The sequence below is a fragment of the Streptomyces sp. NPDC088261 genome (assembly GCF_044740805.1).
Lineage (GTDB): Bacteria > Actinomycetota > Actinomycetes > Streptomycetales > Streptomycetaceae > Streptomyces.
Genome location: NZ_JBIURL010000001.1, coordinates 376,465 through 398,192, shown reverse-complemented (window position 1 = coordinate 398,192; position 21,728 = coordinate 376,465). Strand labels below are relative to the sequence as shown.

The window sequence follows — 21,728 nt, the reverse complement described above, 5'->3', positions numbered from 1 at the left end:
TGGTGACTACTGTGGCACACGCGACAGTCAACGTCATACCTGTTATGGCAACTACAAGGGGGGTGGCTAGCGCTGGACGGGCACGAACTACCTGAAACAGAAGGCCGCCGAGCAGTAACACTGTTAGTGCGAACAGCAAAACAAGTGTCGCTGTGGATGTAGTCATCACTGGATTCTCGATATGAAAACGTGGAATCGGCCATATAGGGTCACTCGGCGATGAGCATCTGGATGGGGCGCGGAATCTTCTCCCCCTTTTGCAGGCGTAGTGATTTGACCGGCCTACCGGACACCCAAGCATTCCATGCCTTGATGTAGAGGCCGACCTGGCCGCGCGTATCAGTCCGTCGTCGCTGGGAGCCACCACCTCGAAGCTGGCTCATTACCTTGATCAGGGCAAGCCTGGGGTCGTCAGAGTCGAGGTTGGCCTGTGTTGTTAGCCCCCGCATCCACTCTCCTACCTGGGCTACCGGTGCAGATTCAACAGTCAGGAAGTAGGCGCACGCCGCTGCTGTAGGAATCAAACCCATTTCCTTACCAAGGATCCTCCCTTGCTTGGCCGCCGTACGGAATTCCTCCGGCTGGGCTCGAAAAATAGCAAGAAGCTCGTTGTTTGTGACTCGAGAGCTGCTACCCACCCAGCTACCAGTTGGAAAGGTCCGGAAGAGATATACGTGGCGAATGGTCGCGGAAAGCAGAGTGGAATCACGTTCGCCGGTGAGGGCGAGTACATCGCCACCGGACCGGCGTTTTCCAGTGTCTAGGACTGAAAACGTTGCCGGAGGGATATTCTCGAATACTAAGGCCGGCGTTGCTTTACCTGACTTCATAATTGCATGCAAGCGGTGTTGGCCATCCACAAGGTTCCCACTGGAAAGTGGGCCATCGAGGGCGATCCCCTGATGGGTTACCTGCCAGCTCCCCCTATGGATCTCGCCAACGAGCTGAGTCACCAGCGATTTATCTACTGGTCGGTTACCAGTATTTCGCCTCAAGATCTCGCTCGCCATGTCCGGAGTGATGACAACAACGGTGGGGATCGGAAATTCGGAACGGTGGATCGTCTCGGATTCGTCCATGTGGAGACCTTGACACAAGACTCGCCATTAGGCCAGTCGACGAATAGTTCTTACGTTTTTGCTCAGTTTATGATCGGAGACTGATCAAATTTGATGGAATTTACACCATTTTATTCCTTCTATCTGCATGGGTGAATTTTTTGAAGTGATCCATCCAGATCTGGAAAGCGTGGAGCTGGGCGAGGACGTGCCTGAGGGTGGCCTCGGCAGATCGCCGACTGGGTTTCAATGAATGCCGGCTCGGGCTCACCGACCCCGGACTTGTCGAACTTGCAGTGTCCGTAGGTGGCGATGGACGGGATGTGAGTACATGGCCAGTGGAGTAGGAGCTGGCGTGGGATGCCAAGCCAAGGGAGCGACGTGCATGACTCGCCGCTGAAAGGCGAGTAGCAGAACTGGAGTTTGGCTCGTGTTCAAAAGTGGTAGCCCGACAGCTTCGATACGTTGCCGCAGGGGTGTGTCCGGACATGACCCGTTGGTGTATGGGCCTGCTGTCCCTGAGTATGGAGTCCTACCTACCCGGATGCGCGAAAACTGAACACGGTGGGACAACCCTAGGCCGTGTTTTGGAACTGAGTCCCTGACCGTGTGTCATATCGTGATGATCTAGGTGTGGGGCGTGGGGATCTGTCTGATGAGCAGTGGTCGGTGCTGGAGCCGTTGTTGCCGGTTGTGGGGCTGGGGCGTCCGGTTCGCAACCGTCGGCGGCTGATCGACGGGGTGCGGTGGCGGGTGCGGACCGGTGTGCCGTGGCGGGATCTGCCGGTCGAGTACGGGCACCGGCAGACCGTGTATGGGCTGTTCAGGCGCTGGCAGCGCGAGGGCGTGTGGGCCCAGATCCTGACTGCGTTGCAGGTCAGGGCTGATGCTGCGGGTCTGATCGCGTGGGAGGTGAACGTCGATTCGACGGTCTGCCGGGCCCATAGCATGCCGCCGGTGCCCGCCGGAACGGTGCCGGGCAGAAGGAACCTGCGGGCGGGACGCGGACCGAGCCGGACGATCACGGGCTGGGCCGCTCACGCGGCGGGTTCTCCACGAAGATTCATCTGGCCTGCGAGCAGGGGCAGAAGCCGTTGTCGCTGCTGGTCAGCGCGGGCCAGCGGGGTGACAGCCCGCAGTTAGAGCCGGTCCTTGAAGCGATCCGGGTGCCCGCACCGCCGGCGGACGCCCCCGGGTGCGTCCTTTGCGGGTGCGGGGCGACAAGGCGTACTCCTCGCGCGCCAACCGTGCCTACCTGCGCCGTCGCGGGATCAGGTGCACGATCCCCGAGCCGGCCGACCAGATCCGCAACCGTAAGTGGCGCGGCAGCGCGGGAGGCCGTCCGCCGGCCTTCGACCGCCAGGACTACAAGGCCCGCCACGCGGTCGAGTGCGGGATCAGCCGCCTCAAACAGCACCGGTCCGTGGCCACCCGGTACGACAAGCTCGCCGTTCGCTTCGAGGCGACGGTCCAGATCGCGGCGATCCAGCAGTGGCTGTGACCCGCCGACGGCCCCTACGGCCGTGCCATGCTGACGTCCGAACCGACAGCGCACCGTGGGGAGAAGTCCAGTGGCCGCCGAGTACTACTGCGCGGACAGCGAAAACGGCGACCACATCGACGACCCGTCCGAGGACGCCCTGTTCGAATTGATCAGCGAGCTCAACGGCACGGACAACACCTTCGTCGTCATCCAGCCCGACCAGGACGACCCTCCCTGGTTCGCGTCGGTCGCCGTCCTCGACAAAGGCGGCTACGAGATCGTCCGCCGTGACACCACCCACCGCGAACACCACGTGACCACCGAGAACAGCATCGGCCGAATCGCGAGCGACCTCATCATCTGGCTCGCCACCCGCCACTTCCAAAACACGGCCTAGTGGCATCTGCGCACCTATATCTAGGTTTAAGGACTCGTAATACCCGTAGCTAGGTGGCCACGCTCGTTGAGGATGCCATTGGCTAGCTGTCCTGTGGGCTGGATGAGCCCCCCAGCGCTTGGCCGGGCGGACAGGGCGGCTGAGCAACTGGTTGGAAGTCGCCCTTGGCCGTTCGTTCCCGCGCTAACCGGCCCAAGGACGGCGAGGCTCGCATTGAAAGGGGGTGAGATGGGTGTGGTCCGCGTCCCGGTGGGTCGCTGCTGACTCGGAATGCAGCTTCCCCTGCATCTGGTGCCGGCCACCCGGCTCCTGGGGGAGGCGACCGACCCCGACAAGATCGTGAATGCCAAGTTCCGTGTGGGCGGATGCATCGCGCAGCGTCCCGTGGACAAGCACTTTCCTCACTAGGAGGCTTGAGGGGCCTGCGGGCGGGTATGGATGAACTCTGACCGAGCCGGTCCCGCAGGTTCGGAGGGCTGGGAGGTCCACAGCCTGGTCGGGCAAAGCGAGCCGCGAACTGGCGGGGGACTGCTAGGGCCGCAGCACATTGCGTTCCGAAAATTGCCGCTCACTTGAGTTTCTTGGTGATAGATCGTGTTCGCAAACCGGGGGTCAATTTCAAGCGGTCGGCCTAAGCCGTATCCTGTATCCACCTCATTCTCTGAATTTGTTCGAAATCGTTAATCGGCGCCAGAAGCGGCTTCAAATTCGCGCGTGCAATGCAGAGCTGAAGGACAAAAATGTCAGGCTTGCTCGAGTGTTGCCGCATTTCTCGGGGCGACGGTGTCGACGCCGAGCGTGGCGGTGATGGTCGGGTGGGTCGTGACGTACGGTGCCTGGACGGTCCTTTTCTGTGGACATCCATTTCCGGGGCGAGGTAGCAGCTATTGGGTGTCAACGGGCTCGCGACGAGGCGGAGTCAATGTCGTTGCCGAGCTACATCTTGTGAACAGCGCTGGTATGTCTGACGGATGGAGTTCGACGTCAACACCTCCCACCGAACTTACGCGACAGGGCGATGGCTAATTCCTACTGCATTGCGGTAACAATGAAGGGATGGTCACTATGTACGTTCTTCGGCAAAGCGCAGCCAGAGATGCTTTTTTCACCAGCGGTGTCAATGAGTTCAGCAATCTAGAGCCCTGTGAACGGGCTCGAGCCGATCGAGCAAGGCGCTATCCTGCCCCTCACGCTCCCGTAACTGGATGCTGCGCGAGGTGACCCTTGAGAGCAAAACTACTTCGGAAGCGCCAACGTAACCCGTCACTGAATTTTCGCGGAGCGGTGTCCGCACACCGCCATTTTCGTCAACGCCCCGACCATGGCGGACTAAGGTCACGCTGCTCCACAAGAAAGCGTAACCTGCTCACGCTGAACGTACGCTAGGTGTTCAAGACGCCGTTACCGTGTACGACGGTCTGTTGACCAGTACTCCACCGTCATCGACTACTCCTGCCACACGCTCCTCGGGGACGTCCGACCAGATGCCGAAGTCAATGGCGCCATGTCCGGACAGGGCGAGTTGACCGTCGACGGGGCCGTATCCGCCCATGCTTGCTTGTCGGCTAGAGAAACGGCGGGTCTCTTCGGAGCGATAAAAATAGGGATTTCCGAGGTCTCCCGCGTCCCTACGAAGACGCACGGGTCGATTGTTTGAAAGGCGACCAGCCCATGTTCTCGTCCATCTACGCCGCTGCCAGGTCGTCGTCGACGGTACCGTCGGTAGAAGGTGGGAGCATCCTGATGCTCGGCGCGGTGGGCCATTCTCTGTGGCTGCGGCCCCATGCCTCACGGATCGGCGCGTTCGTCACGTGGGACCTCATGCCGCTGACAGATCCTCGGCGTGGTGCTTATGATGCGCGGGATGAACTACAACTCCTCGTACGGATCGGGGGAATCGTTCTCGCAAGGTGAGTGCTGATGGCACTTCGCTCCGAGAACCCGATTCCGTCCCACCTGTTGATGTGGCAGCGCGTGCGCGAGTACGCCGTACCACCGTCCATGATCGAGACCGCGACCGCACGGCGTGCGGTCGGTGACTGGGCCGGGGCGTGCGCCGCCGCCCGAGTCGACGTCGATCTCGATCTGCGCGCCGTGCGCGATCGCCACGGCACCGAACTCGCCACCCGCCTCCGCGCGGACCTGCGCCGCCTGGCGCCGGATCTGCTGCGCTGGCACATGCCCAGGAGCGCGCCCGACGGGCGGCTTCGGGCCGGCCTCACCATCTCCCTTGCCCGGTACGGAAGTTCGGGCGCCGCGCCGCCGCCTCACCTGGTCGTGCGGACACCGCCGGTCCGGGCGGACGCGGGGCAGCGGATGTCCCTGGGGTTGTGGGAGGAGTCCGGGGGCGGCACCGGCCCGGGCCACCCGCACCCGCACCCGCGTCCTCACCGGCGTTTCCGGCTCGATCTGCACCGGCATCTCTGGGACTCCGAGCGGAGCGGCGAACTGGCGTGGCGGTGCGGTACGGGCGCGGCGCCCCCCTCCCCTTGGGCGCCGCCCTCCCGCCGGGCGTCTGCCTCCCCCTGGGCGTCGGCCAGTTGGGCCGCCGAGGCGGAGCTGCTGTTGCGGGCCGAGGGGCGCCCTCGCGGGCCCTTCACCGTGCGCCTCGGAACGCGCAGCCGCGCCGTACTGGAACTCGTCGCCCCCGACGACAGCCACGCCCCGACGTTCCGGATCTTGCGGGAGACGCTGCCACCGCAGGAGGTGGCCGCGCTTCCGGTGTTGCCGGAGGCGGCGGCCCGGGTCCTTCCGGATCTGGAGCTGCTACGGAACGGGCTGATCGCGGCCGACATGCTGCATCCGCTCGTCGCCGGGGCGCTGGCGGTGCGGGCGGCGGGAGCAGTGCCGGCAGCGCGGCCAGTGCCGGCGGCGCGGGCTGCTCTCGGCTCCCGGCCGCCGTCCGGCTCGGTGTTGTTGTCCACCCACGCCCCCGCCGTCGCCCCCGCCCCCAGCCCCAACCCCGCCGACCCGCCCGGTGATCCGCACCGGGTGGAGTGCCGGGGCGAGCTCCACCGGATAGCGCTGCGGGACGGCACACTGACCGCGATCGACCACACCCGGGCCCAACTGCGCCGGGAGGAACTGCTGGTGGCGTTCGGCGGCCCCCCGCTGCCCTGTCTGCGGACCATCGACCAGGTGCACCGCGACCCGGAGGCACTGCCCGCGGTACGGGAACGGCTGCTCCATGGCGACGTCGCCGGGGCGCTGGCCGTGGTCGAGGGGTTGCTCGGGCCGAGCGCGTTCCTGCGTGACGGGCCGCTGCGGGAGGAACTGGAATCAGCCGCCGCCCGCCGTGTCGAACACGGGCTATACCGCGCGGGGTTGGTCCCCGCGCACTCCGGTGCCGGTACGGCGGGGCGCGGAACGGCCGCGGACCCCAGGTATGCGGAGGCGACCCACCGCCCCCGCCTCGACCGCCGTACACCTCCCGCCGTACTCCTCAAGCGGAGCAGGCGGAACCGGCCCCGTACCACCCAGCCGTGACCTGACCTGACCTGACCTGACCGCGTACCGCTTGCCGTACCGGCTGCCCAGCCGCCCGTAACTCACCGCCCACCGCGCCCGCACCGCCCACCGCGCCCGCACCTAGGGCGCTGCACGCCCATGCCCCGCCTTCAGGTACAGACCGGCTCATTTCCGCGCCATCTCGACCTCAACCCACCCAAGGTGATGCCCATGACCTCCACCACGCTCCACCCCGCCCCCGCCCCCGCCCCCAACCCCCACCCCAACCCTCACCCCAACCCCCAACTGACCCTGGCCGAAGACCTCCTCGCCCTCCTCCGTTCCAGCACCACCGAGCCCCGCCCCGACGAGCAGCTCGAAGCACTCACCCTCGCCGTCGCGGCCGACCTGCCCGTCCTGCTCTGGGGCGAGCCCGGCATCGGCAAGACCGCGGCCCTCACCCAACTCGCCACCTCCCTCGACCTGCCGCTGACCACCGTCATCGCCAGCGTCCACGAGCCGACCGACTTCTCCGGGCTGCCCATCGTCGGCGACGACCCGGCCGTACGGGGAGTGCCGATGGCACCGCCGCAATGGGCCGTGGAACTCGTGCGCGCCGGACGGGGGTTGCTCTTCCTGGACGAACTCTCCACCGCCACCCCGGCCGTTCAGGCCGCCCTGCTCCGGGTTGTCCTGGAGCGGAAGGTCGGTGCGCTCCAACTCCCGCCCGACGTAAGAATCGTGGCCGCGGCCAACCCCAGCGCGTCGGCGGCCGACGGATGGGAGCTGAGCCCGCCCCTGGCCAACCGGTTCGTGCACCTGTACTGGGTGCACGACCGCGACGTCGTGGTACGCGGGCTGGGCGGCGTCTGGCCCCGGGCGGAACCGCCCCGGCTGGCGCCGGAACGCCTGCCGGAGGCGGTGGCCTTCGCCCTCCGCGCGGTCTGCGGATTCCTGCGCGCCCGGCCGACGTTGATCCACCGGCTGCCCAGTACGGAGACCCGGCGCGGCGGTGCCTGGCCCTCGCCCCGGAGCTGGGAGGCCGCGTTGGCCCTGCTGGCGTTCGGTACGGCGGCCGACGTCTCGCGGGAGGTGTTGGCCCTGCTGGTACGGGGCACGGTCGGCGACGGGCCCGGCCTCGAACTCCTCGCCCATCTCGACCGGATGGACCTCCCGGACCCGGAGTCGCTGCTGGCCGACCCGGCCTCCGCCGAGCTGCCGGTACGGGGCGATCTGCGTCAGGCCGCGCTGGAGGCGGTGGTGGCGGCGGTCGGGGCGCGGCCCGAGCGGGCGAGGTGGGACGCGGGCTGGGCGGTGCTGGTACGGGCGCTGGAGACCGGCGCCCCGGACCTCCTCGTCGCCCCCGCGACGGCGCTGGCGTCGCTGCGGCGCGACGAGTGGGAGGTGCCGGAGGCGGTGGAACGGTTGGTCGGTGTGATCGGTGTGGCCCGGCGGGCGGACCGTTCGGTGGTACGGGCAGCGGGGGCGGCCGACGCCGGTCGCACGGCGGGGGCACGCCGATGACGGACCCCGCGCAGCACCCCGGCCCCTGCTCCGAAGCCCACCCCCAGCCCCAACCCCAACCCCAATCCCGCCCCCGCCCCCGCCCCATGCCCCGCCCCGCGCCACCCCGCCCGGTGCGGGCCACCGTGCCGACGGCACCACCCGGCCCCCGGACCTCGTACGACCGGACTCCGTACGACCGGACCTCGTACGACCGGACCGCGTACAACAAAACGAGCCCCGGACTCCCCCTGGACACAGAGAAGTTGCTGGCCGCCCGCCTCCACGCCGTAAAGGTCCGCCCGTACCTGGCGAGCGCGCTCTTCGCGCTGCACGTGGTGGAGGACCGGTCGGTGCCGACGATGGCCGTGGACGCGCACTGGCGCTGCTACGTCTCTCCCGGCTTCGTGGCGCGCATGCCGGTGGAGGAGCTGGCGGGCGTCTGGGTGCACGAGGTCTCCCACCTGCTCCGGGACCATCACGGGCGCGGCGAGCGGTACGCGCGGGAGCACGACGAGTACGGGCCGGGCGAGCGGCTGCGCCGTAACATCGCCGCCGACTTCGAGATCAACGACGACATCTACGGCGACGGCCTGCCCCGGCCCTCCGGCGCGGTGCTGCCGTCTCTCCTGGGGTTGCCCGAACGGCTGTTGATGGAGGAGTACCTGCGGCGGTCGTCCATGTCGGGGCTCACCGGGGACCTGGCGTGGCTCGACTGCGGCAGCGGGGCCGACGGGCAGCAGCGGCCCTGGGAGCTGGGCCCCGACGGGGCGCACGGGCTGAGCGGGCAGCAGCGTGACGCGGTGCGGTTCCGGGTCGCCGAGGGGATCAGGGGCCGGCCGGGCGACGCCCCGGAGGGGTGGCGCCGTTGGGCCGACGTGGCGTTCCAACCCCCGCAGCCCTGGCGGCGGTTGCTGGGGGCGGCGATCCGCTCGGCGGCGAGTGGGCCGGGGACGGGCGAGAACCACAGCTACCGGCGCCCGTCCCGCCGCTCGGCCGGTGTGCCCGGTGTGCTGCTGCCGAGCCTGCGCCGTACGCCACCCCGGGTCTACGTGGTGATCGACACCTCGGGTTCGGTGAGCGACGCCGAACTGGGCAGCGCGCTGGTGGAGGTCGCGGCGATCTCGCGGGCGCTGGGCGGACGGCGTGACCTGGTCTCGGTGATCTCCTGCGACGCGGCGGCCGGGATCGCCGCCCCGCTCTGCCGCGCCGAGAACGTCGAACTGATCGGCGGCGGGGGCACGGACCTCCGCTCGGGCTTCGCCCGCGCACTCCGCTCCCGCGCCCGCCCGGACGTGATCGTTGCCCTGACGGACGGCCAGACCCCGTGGCCCGCCGCCCCGCCGCCCTGCCGCACGGTGGTGGGCCTCTTCCCCCGCCCCGCCCTCGTCACGGACGAGGACGACGACCCCGTATACATCCCGACCACTCCACCGTCGTGGGCCCGCGTCGTCACCATCAACTGAGCTTGAGCAGCAGGTCGGCGAGTTCGGTCGGCAGCGTGATCATGCAGTCGTGGCCGGTGGGCAGTTCGAACACCTGCGCCGGGGTGCCGTTGGGCTGCGTCGCCGGGACGGGCCGCCGTACGAAGCCGTCCGGCACGACGGTGCAGTGGATGTGCGTACGGGGGATCGTGTGCACGGCCGGGTGGTCGAGGCGGACCGGTTGCTGGAGGCAGCGCACCGGCTGGTCCGACAGCAGGGTGCGCAGCCACGCGGCGTCCTCCGGATCGGTGACCCCGAACAGGCCGAAAGGCGGCGGGAGTTCGGGGAGCGGCGGGACCCGCCAGCCGCTCTCGGACGTCAGGGCCCGGTCGATGAGGACCTGGCTGACGGGCATGACGTCGGCCGCGCTCTCGCCGTCCTCCGGGACCATCGCGTCCAGGTAGACCAACCGGCCCGTCCGGTGCGGGACGCGGTTGGCGGCGGCCGAGACGACCAGTCCGGCGTAGCTGTGTCCCACGAGTATCACGTCGGTGAGGTCCTCGTCGGTGATCAGCGCGACGATGTCCTCGACGTGCGTGTCGAGCCCCACCTCGGGTCCGAGCAGGTGCGCCTTGTCGCCGTAGCCGGTGAGGGAGGGCGCGTACACCCGGTGCCCGGCCGACGTCAGGAGGGGGGCCACCCGGTCCCAGGACTGTCCGCTGTGCCAGGCGCCGTGCACCAACAGGTAGGTCGACATGGTTCTCTCGCTCCGCTCGGGGGGTGCGCGGGTACGGAACAGCTCCGCGCACGACGAAGAAACGGGACGCTGTCCCGTTTCCTTCGGATGGTGTCGAAAATACGGGACGGTGTACCGTTTATCAATCCCGTACGGGACCGAAGCGCGGGGATCTGGAGCGACGGGGAGCGATGGGCGGCAGCGATCAGGGTGCGGGGCCGAAGGCCCGGTCCAAGCGGGTGGACGCCCGGCGCAACGAGAAGACCCTGCTCGACGCGGCCGCCGCGGTCTTCGTCAAGGCGGGCGTCGAGGCGCCGCTCCGTGACATCGCGGCCGAGGCCGGCGTCGGTACGGCGACGATCTACCGCCACTTCCCGACCCGGGCGGACCTCATCGTGGCCGTCTACCGCCACCAGGTCGAGGCCCTCGCGGCGGCCGGCCCCGACCTCCTGGCGTCCGGCGTGACCCCGCACGCCGCCCTGGGGCTGTGGATCGACCTTTTTGTGGACTTCCTGGTCACGAAGCTCGGACTCGCCGCCGTATTGCAGTCGGACGATCCCTGTTTCGATCCGCTCCACTCCTATTTCCTCGACCGGCTGGTGCCCGTGTGCACCCAGTTGCTCGACGCCGCCGTCGATTCCGGGGAAATCCGGCCCGGCCAGGACGTGTACGAGCTTCTGCGTGGGGTCGCCAGTCTGTGCGTGGGGGCGGGGAACAATCCCCGTTACGACTCGCGCCGGCTGATCGGCCTGCTCGTCGCGGGACTGCGCCGACAGAATTGAACCGGGCGGGAAGCATGTGCGTAAACGCCCGGAGATAAATGCGGGGTCAGTCCTCGTGCGAAATGCGAACAGGTTTGTCCGAATGGCGCCAAGTGGGCGGCCCACAGGTCAAGTAAGCAGCTCTGACCGGGCATTTGACGACCTGGATCGACAGGAATCGCCGCCGGTCGAATGAAAATCCACATCCCCCGCCGAAGGAGAAAAGCGGCGGAGAAACCTGAGATGTTCCCCGGCCCGAGAAGTGCGCAATGGGAACTGGCGCCTTGTTTCGTGGTAGAGTCTTGACGGGTTTACAGGACGCCTCGAAAAAAGGGGAATGGCGTGAATACCGAGAAGGTAACGGCTCGACGTCTTACGGCCGAAGAGGTTTCGGAGTTGGGCCTCCAAGACAGCATCTTTGTTTCGGCGGAGATGGATGGTCTTCCTCTCGACTGCTACGCCCCGGCTTCCCTCACAGAGCCGGGCAAGAATTTTGAGGGAGGGTCCTTCACCGCCAGGACGGTATTCGGTGAGGAGCGCCATATCCTCCCGGACAACGCCGAAGAGCGCGGGATCTGGGTCGCCGACAAGACGGGGGAGGAGATCGAGGTCCTCCAGAGCGCCGGCGTTCTTCTGAACCTCGCCCTCTTCGTGCCCAACGGCACCAAGGAATCCCTGGACGCGCTCTACTCCGCCGCGCGCGACGCGTTCGGCGTCGGGGTCGTCCAGCGCTGGAGCGAGGAAGTCGCCGCGGTGCCGGACGTCAAGGTCGACCTGTTCGAGGAGCCGGCCCGCGGCCGCAAGGGCACGAGCACGCAGAACCGCGACCGCCGCGCCCTGGACATCTACCCGACCCGCGTGCGGTTCCTGGAGCCCAGCGACGGCTGGAAGTTCGTCGTCGAACCGCACAAGGAGGTCGTCGACGAGACTCCGACGATCTGATCGGAGCCAACAGCACCCCAACACGCCCGACCGGGCCCTCCCGGCCGGGCGTTTTGGCGTTCCGCGCGCCGCGCCGCGCCGCGTCGAGCCGAGCCGCCCGGAGCCGTGCGGGTCAGAGGGGGACGACCCGGACGTGACTCCCGCAGAGCTTGGTCATGTCGTCGCTGTCGGACGTCAGCAGCGCGACCGGCTTCGGCTGACGCAGCGCCACCTCCGCCACCGTGGCGTCGATGGCGTATTTGTGGCCGTGCAGTCCCGCTTCTTTGAGGAGGCCCGCGGCTGCCTTCGCCGCCTGCTCCGTGACCGGTTCCACCTTGATGCGCGACAGGGCCCAGTTCAGGCGGGGCACATTGGTGCGGGAGTGGCAGACCTCCACGATGGTGTTCGCTCCGATGACCAGGTCGGCGCCCATCTCGTGGAACACCTTCAGCAGCGCGAGGAACCTGCGGTCCTGTCCGATCCAGGACGAGAGCCCCTCCGAATCCAGAACGACGGTCTCGATGCGCTCACTCACGCGGCGTCCGCGTCCCTGGCGGGACCGGCGGCACCGGAGATCTCCGCGCGGGCCCGCGCCAGCTCCTCCTCGCTGAACCTCCCGTGCTCTTCCTCGTGGCGCCGCAGGTCGTCGCCCAGAAGCTGGTGCCGGATCTGGCGGGCCACCGCTTCGGCCACGTAGCCGGACACGTTGTCGGTGAGCTTGCGAAGCTCCGCCACCTGGTCGCTCGGCAGGGTGACGGTAATGCGCGTCGTGGAGGACATAAGAGAAGCATACTGGAGTATGCGCGACGGTGCCTGTCCTGCTCCCTTCCGGAGAGGGCGCGGCGCACGCCGCCGGGGCCGCCCACCACGTGGGCGGGCGGCCCCGGCGGGCGCTGGGCGCGCCGGCGTACGGCGATCGTCACCGCCATCGGATCGTCACAACCGGCGGATCGTCGCCGCGCGCGGAGCGTCAGCGGACGTGGACCGTTACCTTTACCGTCTTGAGGACCGCCGGGAGCTTGGTGGTGTCGACCTTCAGGATTTCCGCGTTGTCCGTGCGGCCCGTCGGGGGCAGCACCTTCTGGTGGATGGTCCACTTCCCGTCCGGGTCGACCGCGATCGTGTCGATGCCGAAGTCGTCGTCGTTCGAGAGGTACAGCGTCTTGCCGCCGTCCGCGGCCGCGACGCCCTCCACCTTGTCGTGCGCGAAGAACTTGCCCGTCGGGTCGAGCTGGCTCACCAGCGTGCCGACGTTGAGGTAGGGCTGCTTCTGCGCGACGTGGACGCCCGCGCCGGTGAGCGCAGCCAGCGCCGCGTTGGTGGTGCCCGCCCCCACGAACGCCTCCGGCGACTTGCCGCCGATCGTCAGGCCGCTGACGTCCGTGGCGCCGTTGAGGTCGATCTCGTACAGCGTCTTCTGCGCGAACGGCTCGAAATTGCCGTCACGTTCGTCGATGAGGAACTTCGTGCCGGACAGCGCGGTGATCTCGCTGTTCGCGCTCCCCGTCGTCCCCGGGTTGTCCAGCAGGTACAGGTACTGCTTGGACTGGTACGTCCGCAGGTTGACCGTGACGATCCGGGCGGGCGAGACGCCGGCCGCCTTCGTGCCGCCCAGGTCCGGCTGCTGGAGCGCGGACTGCATGATCCCCACCAGCGTCGACCCGTCCGGCGTGACCGTCAGGCCCTCCATGCCCTTGTTCTTGACCCGGTTGGCCAGCTCGGCCGGCAGATACCCGACGATCTTGTGGGACGCGTTGTCGGGGCTGTTCCTGTACGGGGTCAGCCGGCCCAGCTCGTACCCCTTCGCGTCGAAGTGCGTGACGTACGGCCCGTACTCGTCCGAGACCCAGAACGTGCCGTCCGGCAGCGCCACCAGGCCCTCGGAGTCGTAGCCGTACGCGTCCCTGGCGACCGGGGTCGGCGTACCGCCGTTGGCGTTGGTCGCGTCGACGTCGCTGATCACCTCGCTGGTGTCGTGCGGCGGCCGGCCGCTGTACTTCACCCCGCCGAGGCTCTTCGGCCCCTTCAGCGTGACCTGCCTGACCAGCCGCGCCGTGCCGTCGACCAGCTTGAACTCGCCGATCTGCGGGGTGAAGTCGGTCAGCATCTCCGACTTGTTGCCGTCGGGGCCGTCCGCGTTCGGCCCCCGGTCGGTGAGGCCGTAGAAGTAGCCGGCCTTGCCCGGCACCGGGGCGAGCGACGAGCCGAAACCCTCACCGGAGATCCTGGTGGTGGTGCCGTTCGGCCCCGCGACCTCCTTGAGCGGCGGCAGGGGCGCGCCGTTCGGGCCGGCGTCCTTGAACAGCCGCACCGCGTCCGTCGTCGTGTACGTGAAGGTGTCCGTACCCCGGAAGCCGGACTTCGGTGTGTACGTGAACGAGCCGTCCGCGCCGACCGTCACCGTACCGTCGGAAGGATCGGTGTTCCGTACGACGGCGGTCGCGCCGGAGTCGTTCCGCAGTACGTTTCCGGTCACCTTGCCGTGGCCGGAGAAGGAGTCGGCGGTCGCGCCGAAGTCGTGGGACGGGGCCGACAGCCAGCCGGAGGCCTGGGCGGCGACGGTGCCCGCCCCCACGACGGCGACGGTGGCACCGATCGCGAGGGCGATCCGGGTGTGTTTGCGAGAGAAGGGGCTTGAAGTCATGGCTTGAACCTCGCGCTCGCCGGTGAACGCCGGGCCGACGGCGGGGTGAGCCCGGGTGAACCCACGGTTCGAAATGGCCGGTCCGGTCCTCGTACGGACGCCCGTGGGCGGGCGGCGGGTCGCGGACGGTCCCCGGAGTGTCGGCGGCGGGCGCCGCGCGCGGCCTGACAGGCTGGGACGCGGGGTGCGGCCGTCAGCCGTCAGCCGTCCGTCAGCAGCCGCGAGCCGGAGAGGTGGGTGGTACGTCATGACACCACGCCCCCACTGGCTGTTCGGCGACCAGCTCGGCCCGCACTTCCTCGACCCGCGCCACGGCGGCCCCGACGCCGACGCGCCACTGATCATGATCGAGGCGCGCTCCGTACTGCGCCGCCGCCGCTTCCACCGCGCCAAGGCCCACCTGATCCTCTCGGCGATGCGGCACCGCGCGGCGGAACTCGGCGACCGGGTCACGTACATCCGCGCGGAGACGTACGCGGAGGGCCTCGAACGGGCCCTGGGGACCCCGGCATCCCACCGCCGCCCCCGCCTGACCGTCCACCACCCCACCTCCCGCCGGGCGCTGGACTTCGCCGCCGCGCGGGAGGACGTGGAGATCCTGCCGGCGAGGGGCTTCCTGGTCAGCCACGACGACTTCGCCGAGTGGGCCGGCCGGGGCAGCGGGAAGGGCCTGCGGCTGGAGGGCTTCTACCGGTGGGTACGGGAACGGCACGGCCTGCTCATGGACGGCGACGAGCCCGCCGGCGGCCGGTGGAACCTCGACCACGACAACCGCGAACCCCCGCCGCGCGGGCAGCGGACGCTCGACGTCCGGGGCCCGTGGCGGCCCCGCGAGGACGCCGTCGACGACGAGGTCCGCCACGACCTGGACCGCTGGGAGCGCGACGGCGACGTCTCCTTCGTCGGCCGGGACGGACCGCGCCGCTTCCCGGCCACCCGCCGGGAGGCGCTGTCCGCGCTGCGGCGATTCGTCAGCCACCGGCTGCCGGACTTCGGCCGTTACGAGGACGCCATGCTCACGGCCGACCCGGTGATGAGCCACAGCCTGCTCTCCGCCCCCCTGAACCTCGGCCTCCTGGACCCGGCGGAATGCGTGGAGCGCGCGGAACGGGCGTACCGTACCGGCGCCGCGCCCCTCAACAGCGTCGAGGGCTTCGTACGGCAGATCGCGGGCTGGCGCGAGTACGTGTGGCAGGTGTACTGGCACTTCGGCGAGGACTACCGCCACCGCAACACACTGCACCACACCACCCCGCTGCCGGACTGGTTCCTGGAGCTGGACGCGGACGCGGTGACGGCCAACTGCCTCTCCACGGTGCTCGGTCAGGTACGGGACACCGGCTGGACCCACCACATCCCCCGCCTGATGGTCCTGGGCAGCCGCGCCCTCCAGGACGGCTGGGACCCGGCGGCGGTCACCGACTGGTTCCACCGCTGCTTCGTCGACGGCTACGACTGGGTCATGCTCCCCAACGTCGTCGGCATGTCGCAGTACGCGGACGGCGGCCTCATGACGACCAAGCCGTACACCTCCGGGGGCGCGTACATCAACAAGATGAGCGACCTGTGCGCGCCCTGCCCCTACACCCCCACGCACCGCACGGGCCCCCGGGCCTGCCCCTACACGACGGGCTACTGGTCCTTCCTCCACCGCCACCGCTCCCGCCTGTCCACCAACCCCCGCACAGCGCAGGCGGTCAGGGGCCTGGACCGCCTGACGGACCTCCCGGAACTCCTCAACACAACAAGGCAACGGGGCAACACACCTCCGTGACGGCCCACTTACCCACCCACCGGTCGGCGCGGTGCCGTTGTCAGTGGCCGTGCCTAGCCTTCCCCCATGAGCATGATCGGTGAGTACGTACGTGTGACCGCTGCCGAGCTGGACCGCGCGATCCGGGACCCCGCCTGGGCGCTGGCCCACGTCGAGGAAGTCCGCGACTCCGAGGGGGAGTCGAAGCCCTCTCCGGCCGGGGCGCGCCACTTCACCACGTACAAGGCCTGGGACCTGCTCCGCTTCCTGCTGGCGCGTGCCGAGGCTCCGGTGGACGTGATCTTCGGCGAGGAGCCCTTCGCCGAAGGAGACGACTGGGGCTACGGCCCTCCGCGCTGCCTGCGGCCCGACCGGGTCCGGCTGGCAGCGCGAACGCTGCGCACCCTTTCGTACGAGCGGCTTGTCGAGGGCGTCGACCCCGCCGACCTCACCAGGGCGGAGGTGTATCCCCTGGGGTGGGACGAGCCCGGAATGCTCGAGTGGGGTCGCCCTTGGTACGACGGCCTGACGCGCTTCTTCGAGGCGGCCGCCTCGGCGGACGAGGGGATGCTGGTCTGGCTCGACTGAATGCGGGGGCGTCCCGGGGCATGTCCGGGGGTGTTCGGGGGACGGTCACGCTCGGCGGGCTCTACTGGAGTTCCGTCTTTTTCCATGGTCTGACGCCCAGCTTGCCCGTCGTTCCGAGGTCGAGGCCTGGGGTGACCGTGACCGGGGCGGCGCCGGGTTGTGCGCGGACTCGTACGTACGGGACGTTCACGGGTGTTCCGGACTGGGTGGTGTTGCGCCACACCAGGCCGGCGGTCGCCGACTCGCCGGGCTTGAGGGTGACGGGGCGGGGTGGCTCGTCGGGGCCGGCGCCGGTGGTGATCTCGTTGCTGCCGTCGAGGATCTTGACGCCGGTGACGGGCTCGCGGTCGTCGTCCAGGAGTTCCAGGAGGGGGTAGCCCTCGACGGTGTACGTGTCCGTACCGCAGTTGTCCAGGTGCAGGCCCACGACGCGCAGTCCCATGGCCGCGTCGCCCCGGTCGGCGCTGACCCGGATCCCGGAGGCGGGGCAGGTGCCCGGCTCGGCCGGGGCCTCGGCGGCGGGGACCTTGAGCACCCGGAACACCTTGGCCCCGGTCACCAGCGGCGCGGAGGAGGGCAGTTGGTCGGCCCGGACCGTGCCCCGCACGGTCTTCCCGGGGGCGACGTTCCGTACCGTCACGTCCTTGTTGTCCATGGCCCCGCCGTCACTGCTCGTGAAGGTGAAGATGACCGAGTAGGTCAGGGTCTCGGTGCCGTCGTTGGTGACCTCGTACGCGGCGGAGATCGCCGAGTCCCCGGGAACGGTGAACGAGGTGATCCGTACCCCGTCCATGCCCGGATCGGCGACCGGTGTACGGGTCGGCGACGCGGCGGCGCCCGCGCCCCCGCCCGCGCCGGCGCTCCCGGCGCCCACGCTCTCCGACCCGCAGGCCGTGAGCAGCGGGCCGATCACGGCGAGGGCCACCAGGAGGGGCGCGGTCGCGGCGGGGCGCGGGCGGAGAGGGGCGGGTCGTCGGCTCATCCGGTCATCCTCATCGGGGAGTTGGCCCCGCGCGCGTGGCGGAGGTCACACTTCGGGTCACAGGGCTGTCACAAGCGGCAGCACCGCTCGGGCCGGTTGTGGCTGTCGTCGACGTCTCGGGCTGGACCGTGCGGGCCGTGGCCGGCCACATCCCGCACGACTACGTCCGGCGCCTGTCGGCGGGCCGGGACCGGCACCCGGGACCGGCACCCGGGACCGCCACCCCGGACCGGAGTTCGGGTCCGGCGAGACCCTGACTGCTCCACCCCGTCCCCGACACCTTCCTGCGTGCCCTTCCCCAGACCCTTCCCCAGAGCTCGCGCCGGACCCCGTCGCCGGTGGGCGCCACGGTTCGCGTACGGGTACCGGCCCCGCCGGCGGCCGGTGGACCGCCGTACGCCGCGTCGACCGCTGGACCCTGGACCACGACGCTCCCGCCCCGGCGGCGGGCGCGGGTCAGGAGGTACGGAGGTACTCCGCCAGCTTTCCCAGGAGGCGGGCGGCCCCGTCCAAGTCCTGGGCCGTGTCCGTCAGATCGGCCGCGAGCAGCTTCTCCCGCGGCCCGTCCGTCGGCTCACCCGGGTGGTCGGACCCCGGTCCGGGAACCGTCGTACCCCGGTACCCGGTCGGGGCCTCCCCGGCCGCCCCGTAGTAGCCGATGAAGTCCGCCGCGCTCGTCGTGGCGGCCCGGCCGGCGCCGGCGAGGAACTGGACCTGGCTGAGCTGGATCTCGTCGCCGCCCGCGTTGCCGGTGATACGCAGCCGGTAGCGGCGGTACGACGTGGTGTTGGCGAAGGTGAAGTCCCTCGTCTCGAAGCGGTGGGAGAAGCGCTCGCCGGTACGGGTGTCGAGCGTCGTCCACGTACCGCCGTCGTGCGAGCCCTGGAGGTGCCAGTCCCGGGGATCGCGGTCCGGGGCGTCGTTGGCGGTGGTCAGGCGGTACGACGCGACGGCGGCCGGGCTCCGCAGGGTGAAGTCCAGATCGGCGGTGTCGTCGTGCACCAGCCACTTGCTCCGGGACTTGCGGAGGACGTTCCGCGCGACCTCCCCGCCCGCCTCGAACTCGTCGCTCGCCTCGACACCGGCGACCGTGTCGGTGACGTCGCGCAGTTCGCCGGGCGGCGTGGCGGCGCCGGCGTCCGCCGTGGGGACGGCGGCGGTCAGGGTGACCGACGCCGCGTTCCCCCGCCGGTCGGTCCAGGTCACCCGCTCCACGGGCGCCCCCCGGCCGTCGTTGAGCAGGATGCGCAGCTCACCGGCGGGACGCCAGTCGCCGTCCCGCCCCTCCTCGGTGGAGAACCGGTGCAGCGGTACGTCCGCGGTGCCCTCGGGGTAGGGCCAGCGCTCGCTGAGCCTGCCGCGGAACTCACCGAGCGCGCCGTCGGCGGACCGGTGGTGTCCGTGGAAGCCGGACAGGTCGGCCCGCAGCGCTATCGCCGTTTCCGCGCCGTCCGTCCCGCGCCAGGACAGCTGCGCGGGGACCGCCCGGTCGCCCCGGTCGACGTGGAAGAGCAGCCGCGAGGCGGGCTGCCACACGGCGGAGTCGACCGGGCGCTGCTCGGTGTCGAACGCGAAGACCGACCGCGTCGCCGCCCTGGCCGCCAGGGCGCGCCGGGCGCGGCCGGCGTCCTCGGCGGGGTCCAGGGTGAGGGCGGTCACCCGGAGCAGGCCCTCCTCGCCGGCGGGGCTCCGTATCTCCAGGAGGTTGTCGCCGGGGGTCAGCAGCTCGCCCGGGAGCGACAGGACCCGGTCGACGGACCGGTCCGTGCCCAGGGGAGCGTCCTGCCCGTCGGCCCCGGCGAACGTCACTCCCTCCGCCACCGTCTTGCCGTTGAGCAGCACGTCCATGGGAACACCCGCGCCGAGGGTCGTCACGGTGAGGACCGTCTCGGCGGCGTCCCCGCGCCCCTCCGCCGCGACGTGGAAGTCCAGCTTGATGTATCCGTCGGAGCCCACCGAGAGATGCGAGGGCGCGACTCCGCACCGGTGGTACGCCACGACGGCGTTCGACAGCTGCGCCGGAGTGGTGGAGAAATCCGCGAAGACCGGTTCCATGAGCGTCCCTCAGTAAGCGAGCAGGCGTGATGCGCTGACGATCCGTGGACACCCTCCGTCCCCGGATACTCAGAAGCTACCGGCACCCACTGACAACGCCCCGCGCCGCCGCCCGGGCCCGGAGCGCCGGGGCCGTCCCCTCTCTGTCGCGGGCTTCCTCCGTTTGTCGCCGGGCCCCTGCGGGTTCGTCTGTGATCGGTAACACAGGGAGCCCGCCGGGCCGTTCGTATGTCCTCCTGGGTGCACGGCAGGGGTGCGGTGCACCGGTGGAGTCGGCAGACGGACACGGCAACGGCAAGGGCGGACGGACATGGCGCGGCACAGGCGAATGGGATGGCACAGCCGGGTTCTCGCGGCGGCGCTCGGGGTGACGGCGGCGGCCGTCGCCGCCTCGATGTGGACCGTGCAGGCCGCCCCCGCCGGCGCGTCGAAGCCGCAGGCGCGCGTCTCGGCGCCGGGCGCCGGGGCCGGGGACCGTACCGTGACCAAGGTCGCGGCGGAGATCGCGCACGCCTCGGACCGAGGCCCCCAGGGCGTCAACATCACCATCGACGACGGACCGGACCCGGCCTGGACGCCGCAGGTGCTTCAACTGCTCGCGGACAACCATGTGAAGGCCACGTTCTGCATGGTGGGCACACAGGCCAAGGCGTACCCGGACCTGGTCAAGGACGTCGTGGCGGCCGGCCACCGGCTGTGCGACCACACCGTCTCGCACGACACCACCATGGACACCAAGTCCGAGGCGTACCAGTCCCAGCAGATCCTGGACGCCGAACGCATGATCACCGAGGCGTCCGGAGGCGTACGGCCGCAGTACTACCGGGCTCCCGGCGGCGCCTTCACCCCGTACAGCAGGCACCTCGCGGCGTCCCGGGGGATGCGGCCGCTGGGCTGGAACGTCGACTCCAAGGACTTTGAACGTCCCGGTGTGGACACCATGGTCGCCACCGTCCAGAGGGAGATCACCGAAGGGCCGACCGTCCTCTTCCACGACGCGGGCGGCGACCGCTCCCAGACCGTGGCGGCCCTGCGCGAGGTGCTGCCCTGGCTGCGGGAGCAGGGGTACTCCTTCGGTTTCCCCGTACGGTGACCGCGGCTCGTGCGAAGTGACGCCCCGCCCTCGCCTCCGCCCTCAACGGATGAGTGAGCGGACCGTGGGCGCCAGCCGCAGGAGTTGGGGTGCCGAGCTCTGCGCGCGCTCAATGTCCGTGAGAAGCCCGTTCCGTACGAGGGGATCGGCCGCCGCGTCGGCGAGGTGGCGGCGGTGGGCGTCCTCGTCCGGGTACGAGGTGAGGACCGCGACGACGTTCTCCCCGGTACGGACCGGGAGCCGGGGGAACGTGTTGGTGGCCGGCTCCGTGGTGAGGACCGCGAAGGGCGCGGGCCCCGTCCGCCGCAGGAGCGGCACGAGGCCGTCCTGGATCAGCGCGCCGCCGTCGTGGGTGCCCGGCGGGAAGTGCCACAGCGCGGCGGCCACGAACCCGTCCGGCGCCCCCGCCCCCGCCCGCCGCCGCCCGGCCGGATCCGTCGGGAAGCCGCACCCGGCCGGCGAGGGCCGCAGCAGCAGGACGTCGTCGGAATCGAGCATGGTGGCGTTGGCCCGCGGGCCGTACGCGGCCCAGACCGGCCCGCCGTAGAAGGCCGACAGCGCCTCCCGCCGGGCCTCCATGTCCGTGAAGCCGCGCAGCCACACAAAACGGTCCGGGTGGTCGAGGTCGCGGAACGAGCCGAGGACGAACATCCCGGTCTCCTCCTGCGTTTCGACGAACTCCCTCTCGAACAGCTCGATCAGCTCGTCCCGCCGGCCGGGGCGCAGGGTGTACTGGCGCAGCTCGATGACGGCGGGGCGGTGGACGGGCTCGGTTCTGGACACACTGGACACAGCGGAATCCGTTCTTCGGCGTACGTCGTGCGGCCGGTCGGCCCGGCCCGTGCACGACCGTAGGACCCGGGTGTGCCACGGCCTGTCAGTG

At 69.8% G+C, this 21,728-nt stretch carries 18 protein-coding genes and 1 pseudogene; 11 read left to right on the top strand and 8 right to left on the bottom strand.

What is annotated here, in order from left to right:
• Positions 1–209 precede the first annotated feature (209 nt).
• On the bottom strand, positions 210–1,079 hold the full coding sequence (locus ACIODU_RS01675; RefSeq protein ID WP_401762698.1) for a hypothetical protein: 870 nt from the start codon (positions 1,077–1,079) through the stop codon (positions 210–212).
• A gap of 612 nt (positions 1,080–1,691) precedes the next feature.
• Here ACIODU_RS01675 and ACIODU_RS01670 point away from each other — a divergent pair.
• The 6 genes and pseudogenes from ACIODU_RS01670 to ACIODU_RS01645 all read left to right on the top strand — a co-directional run bounded on the left by ACIODU_RS01670 (position 1,692) and on the right by ACIODU_RS01645 (position 9,354).
• Positions 1,692–2,559 (top strand): annotated as a pseudogene (locus tag ACIODU_RS01670) (IS5 family transposase).
• Between the two features lie 70 nt (positions 2,560–2,629).
• Entirely contained in the window at positions 2,630–2,938 is a 309-nt protein-coding gene (locus ACIODU_RS01665; protein WP_401762695.1) for a hypothetical protein, read from the top strand.
• A gap of 270 nt (positions 2,939–3,208) precedes the next feature.
• Entirely contained in the window at positions 3,209–3,346 is a 138-nt protein-coding gene (locus ACIODU_RS01660) for a hypothetical protein (protein ID WP_401762692.1), read from the top strand.
• Between the two features lie 1,512 nt (positions 3,347–4,858).
• Positions 4,859–6,424, top strand: coding sequence for a hypothetical protein (locus ACIODU_RS01655; protein ID WP_401762689.1), 1,566 nt, complete (start codon positions 4,859–4,861; stop codon positions 6,422–6,424).
• A gap of 192 nt (positions 6,425–6,616) precedes the next feature.
• Positions 6,617–7,909 carry a sigma 54-interacting transcriptional regulator gene (locus tag ACIODU_RS01650; RefSeq protein ID WP_401762686.1) on the top strand — a complete coding sequence of 431 codons (1,293 nt, stop codon included), beginning with the start codon at positions 6,617–6,619 and terminating at the stop codon, positions 7,907–7,909.
• Between the two features lie 86 nt (positions 7,910–7,995).
• Positions 7,996–9,354, top strand: coding sequence for a VWA-like domain-containing protein (locus tag ACIODU_RS01645; RefSeq protein WP_401762683.1), 1,359 nt, complete (start codon positions 7,996–7,998; stop codon positions 9,352–9,354).
• Here ACIODU_RS01645 and ACIODU_RS01640 read toward each other — a convergent pair.
• Entirely contained in the window at positions 9,347–10,069 is a 723-nt protein-coding gene (locus ACIODU_RS01640; RefSeq protein WP_401762680.1) for an alpha/beta hydrolase, read from the bottom strand. The genes ACIODU_RS01645 and ACIODU_RS01640 overlap by 8 nt on opposite strands.
• A gap of 170 nt (positions 10,070–10,239) precedes the next feature.
• On the opposite strand from ACIODU_RS01640, the gene ACIODU_RS01635 reads away from it, so the two are divergent.
• Together ACIODU_RS01635 and ACIODU_RS01630 are read left to right on the top strand one after the other, a co-directional pair.
• A complete protein-coding gene (locus tag ACIODU_RS01635) occupies positions 10,240–10,830 on the top strand; it encodes a TetR/AcrR family transcriptional regulator (RefSeq protein WP_401762677.1) in 591 nt (196 codons plus the stop codon).
• 321 nt (positions 10,831–11,151) lie between these two features.
• Positions 11,152–11,751, top strand: coding sequence for a hypothetical protein (locus ACIODU_RS01630; protein WP_356418491.1), 600 nt, complete (start codon positions 11,152–11,154; stop codon positions 11,749–11,751).
• Between the two features lie 112 nt (positions 11,752–11,863).
• On the opposite strand, the gene ACIODU_RS01625 is transcribed toward ACIODU_RS01630, so the two are convergent.
• The 3 genes from ACIODU_RS01625 to ACIODU_RS01615 all read right to left on the bottom strand — a co-directional run bounded on the left by ACIODU_RS01625 (position 11,864) and on the right by ACIODU_RS01615 (position 14,374).
• The gene (locus tag ACIODU_RS01625) at positions 11,864–12,265 is read right to left on the bottom strand and encodes a PIN domain-containing protein (protein ID WP_356418494.1); all 402 of its coding nucleotides are present in this window, start codon (positions 12,263–12,265) and stop codon (positions 11,864–11,866) included.
• Entirely contained in the window at positions 12,262–12,510 is a 249-nt protein-coding gene (locus tag ACIODU_RS01620; RefSeq protein ID WP_356418497.1) for a type II toxin-antitoxin system CcdA family antitoxin, read from the bottom strand. The genes ACIODU_RS01625 and ACIODU_RS01620 overlap by 4 nt, the downstream gene beginning before the upstream one ends.
• Positions 12,511–12,700: 190 nt before the next feature.
• The gene (locus ACIODU_RS01615; RefSeq protein ID WP_401762672.1) at positions 12,701–14,374 is read right to left on the bottom strand and encodes an esterase-like activity of phytase family protein; all 1,674 of its coding nucleotides are present in this window, start codon (positions 14,372–14,374) and stop codon (positions 12,701–12,703) included.
• 247 nt (positions 14,375–14,621) lie between these two features.
• On the opposite strand from ACIODU_RS01615, the gene ACIODU_RS01610 reads away from it, so the two are divergent.
• Both ACIODU_RS01610 and ACIODU_RS01605 read left to right on the top strand, forming a co-directional pair.
• Positions 14,622–16,148, top strand: a complete 1,527-nt coding sequence (locus ACIODU_RS01610; protein ID WP_401762670.1) for a cryptochrome/photolyase family protein — start codon at positions 14,622–14,624, stop codon at positions 16,146–16,148.
• A gap of 66 nt (positions 16,149–16,214) precedes the next feature.
• A complete protein-coding gene (locus ACIODU_RS01605; RefSeq protein WP_401762667.1) occupies positions 16,215–16,715 on the top strand; it encodes a YfbM family protein in 501 nt (166 codons plus the stop codon).
• A gap of 61 nt (positions 16,716–16,776) precedes the next feature.
• Here the strand turns inward: ACIODU_RS01605 and ACIODU_RS01600 are convergent, their stop codons facing one another.
• Together ACIODU_RS01600 and ACIODU_RS01595 are read right to left on the bottom strand one after the other, a co-directional pair.
• On the bottom strand, positions 16,777–17,697 hold the full coding sequence (locus tag ACIODU_RS01600; RefSeq protein ID WP_401762664.1) for a DUF4232 domain-containing protein: 921 nt from the start codon (positions 17,695–17,697) through the stop codon (positions 16,777–16,779).
• A gap of 456 nt (positions 17,698–18,153) precedes the next feature.
• Positions 18,154–19,752 carry an alpha-1,2-mannosidase gene (locus tag ACIODU_RS01595; protein ID WP_401762661.1) on the bottom strand — a complete coding sequence of 533 codons (1,599 nt, stop codon included), beginning with the start codon at positions 19,750–19,752 and terminating at the stop codon, positions 18,154–18,156.
• A 310-nt stretch (positions 19,753–20,062) separates the two neighbouring features.
• On the opposite strand from ACIODU_RS01595, the gene ACIODU_RS01590 reads away from it, so the two are divergent.
• Entirely contained in the window at positions 20,063–20,845 is a 783-nt protein-coding gene (locus ACIODU_RS01590) for a polysaccharide deacetylase family protein (protein ID WP_401762658.1), read from the top strand.
• Between the two features lie 42 nt (positions 20,846–20,887).
• On the opposite strand, the gene ACIODU_RS01585 is transcribed toward ACIODU_RS01590, so the two are convergent.
• On the bottom strand, positions 20,888–21,637 hold the full coding sequence (locus ACIODU_RS01585; RefSeq protein WP_401762655.1) for an NIPSNAP family protein: 750 nt from the start codon (positions 21,635–21,637) through the stop codon (positions 20,888–20,890).
• Positions 21,638–21,728: the final 91 nt, after the last annotated feature.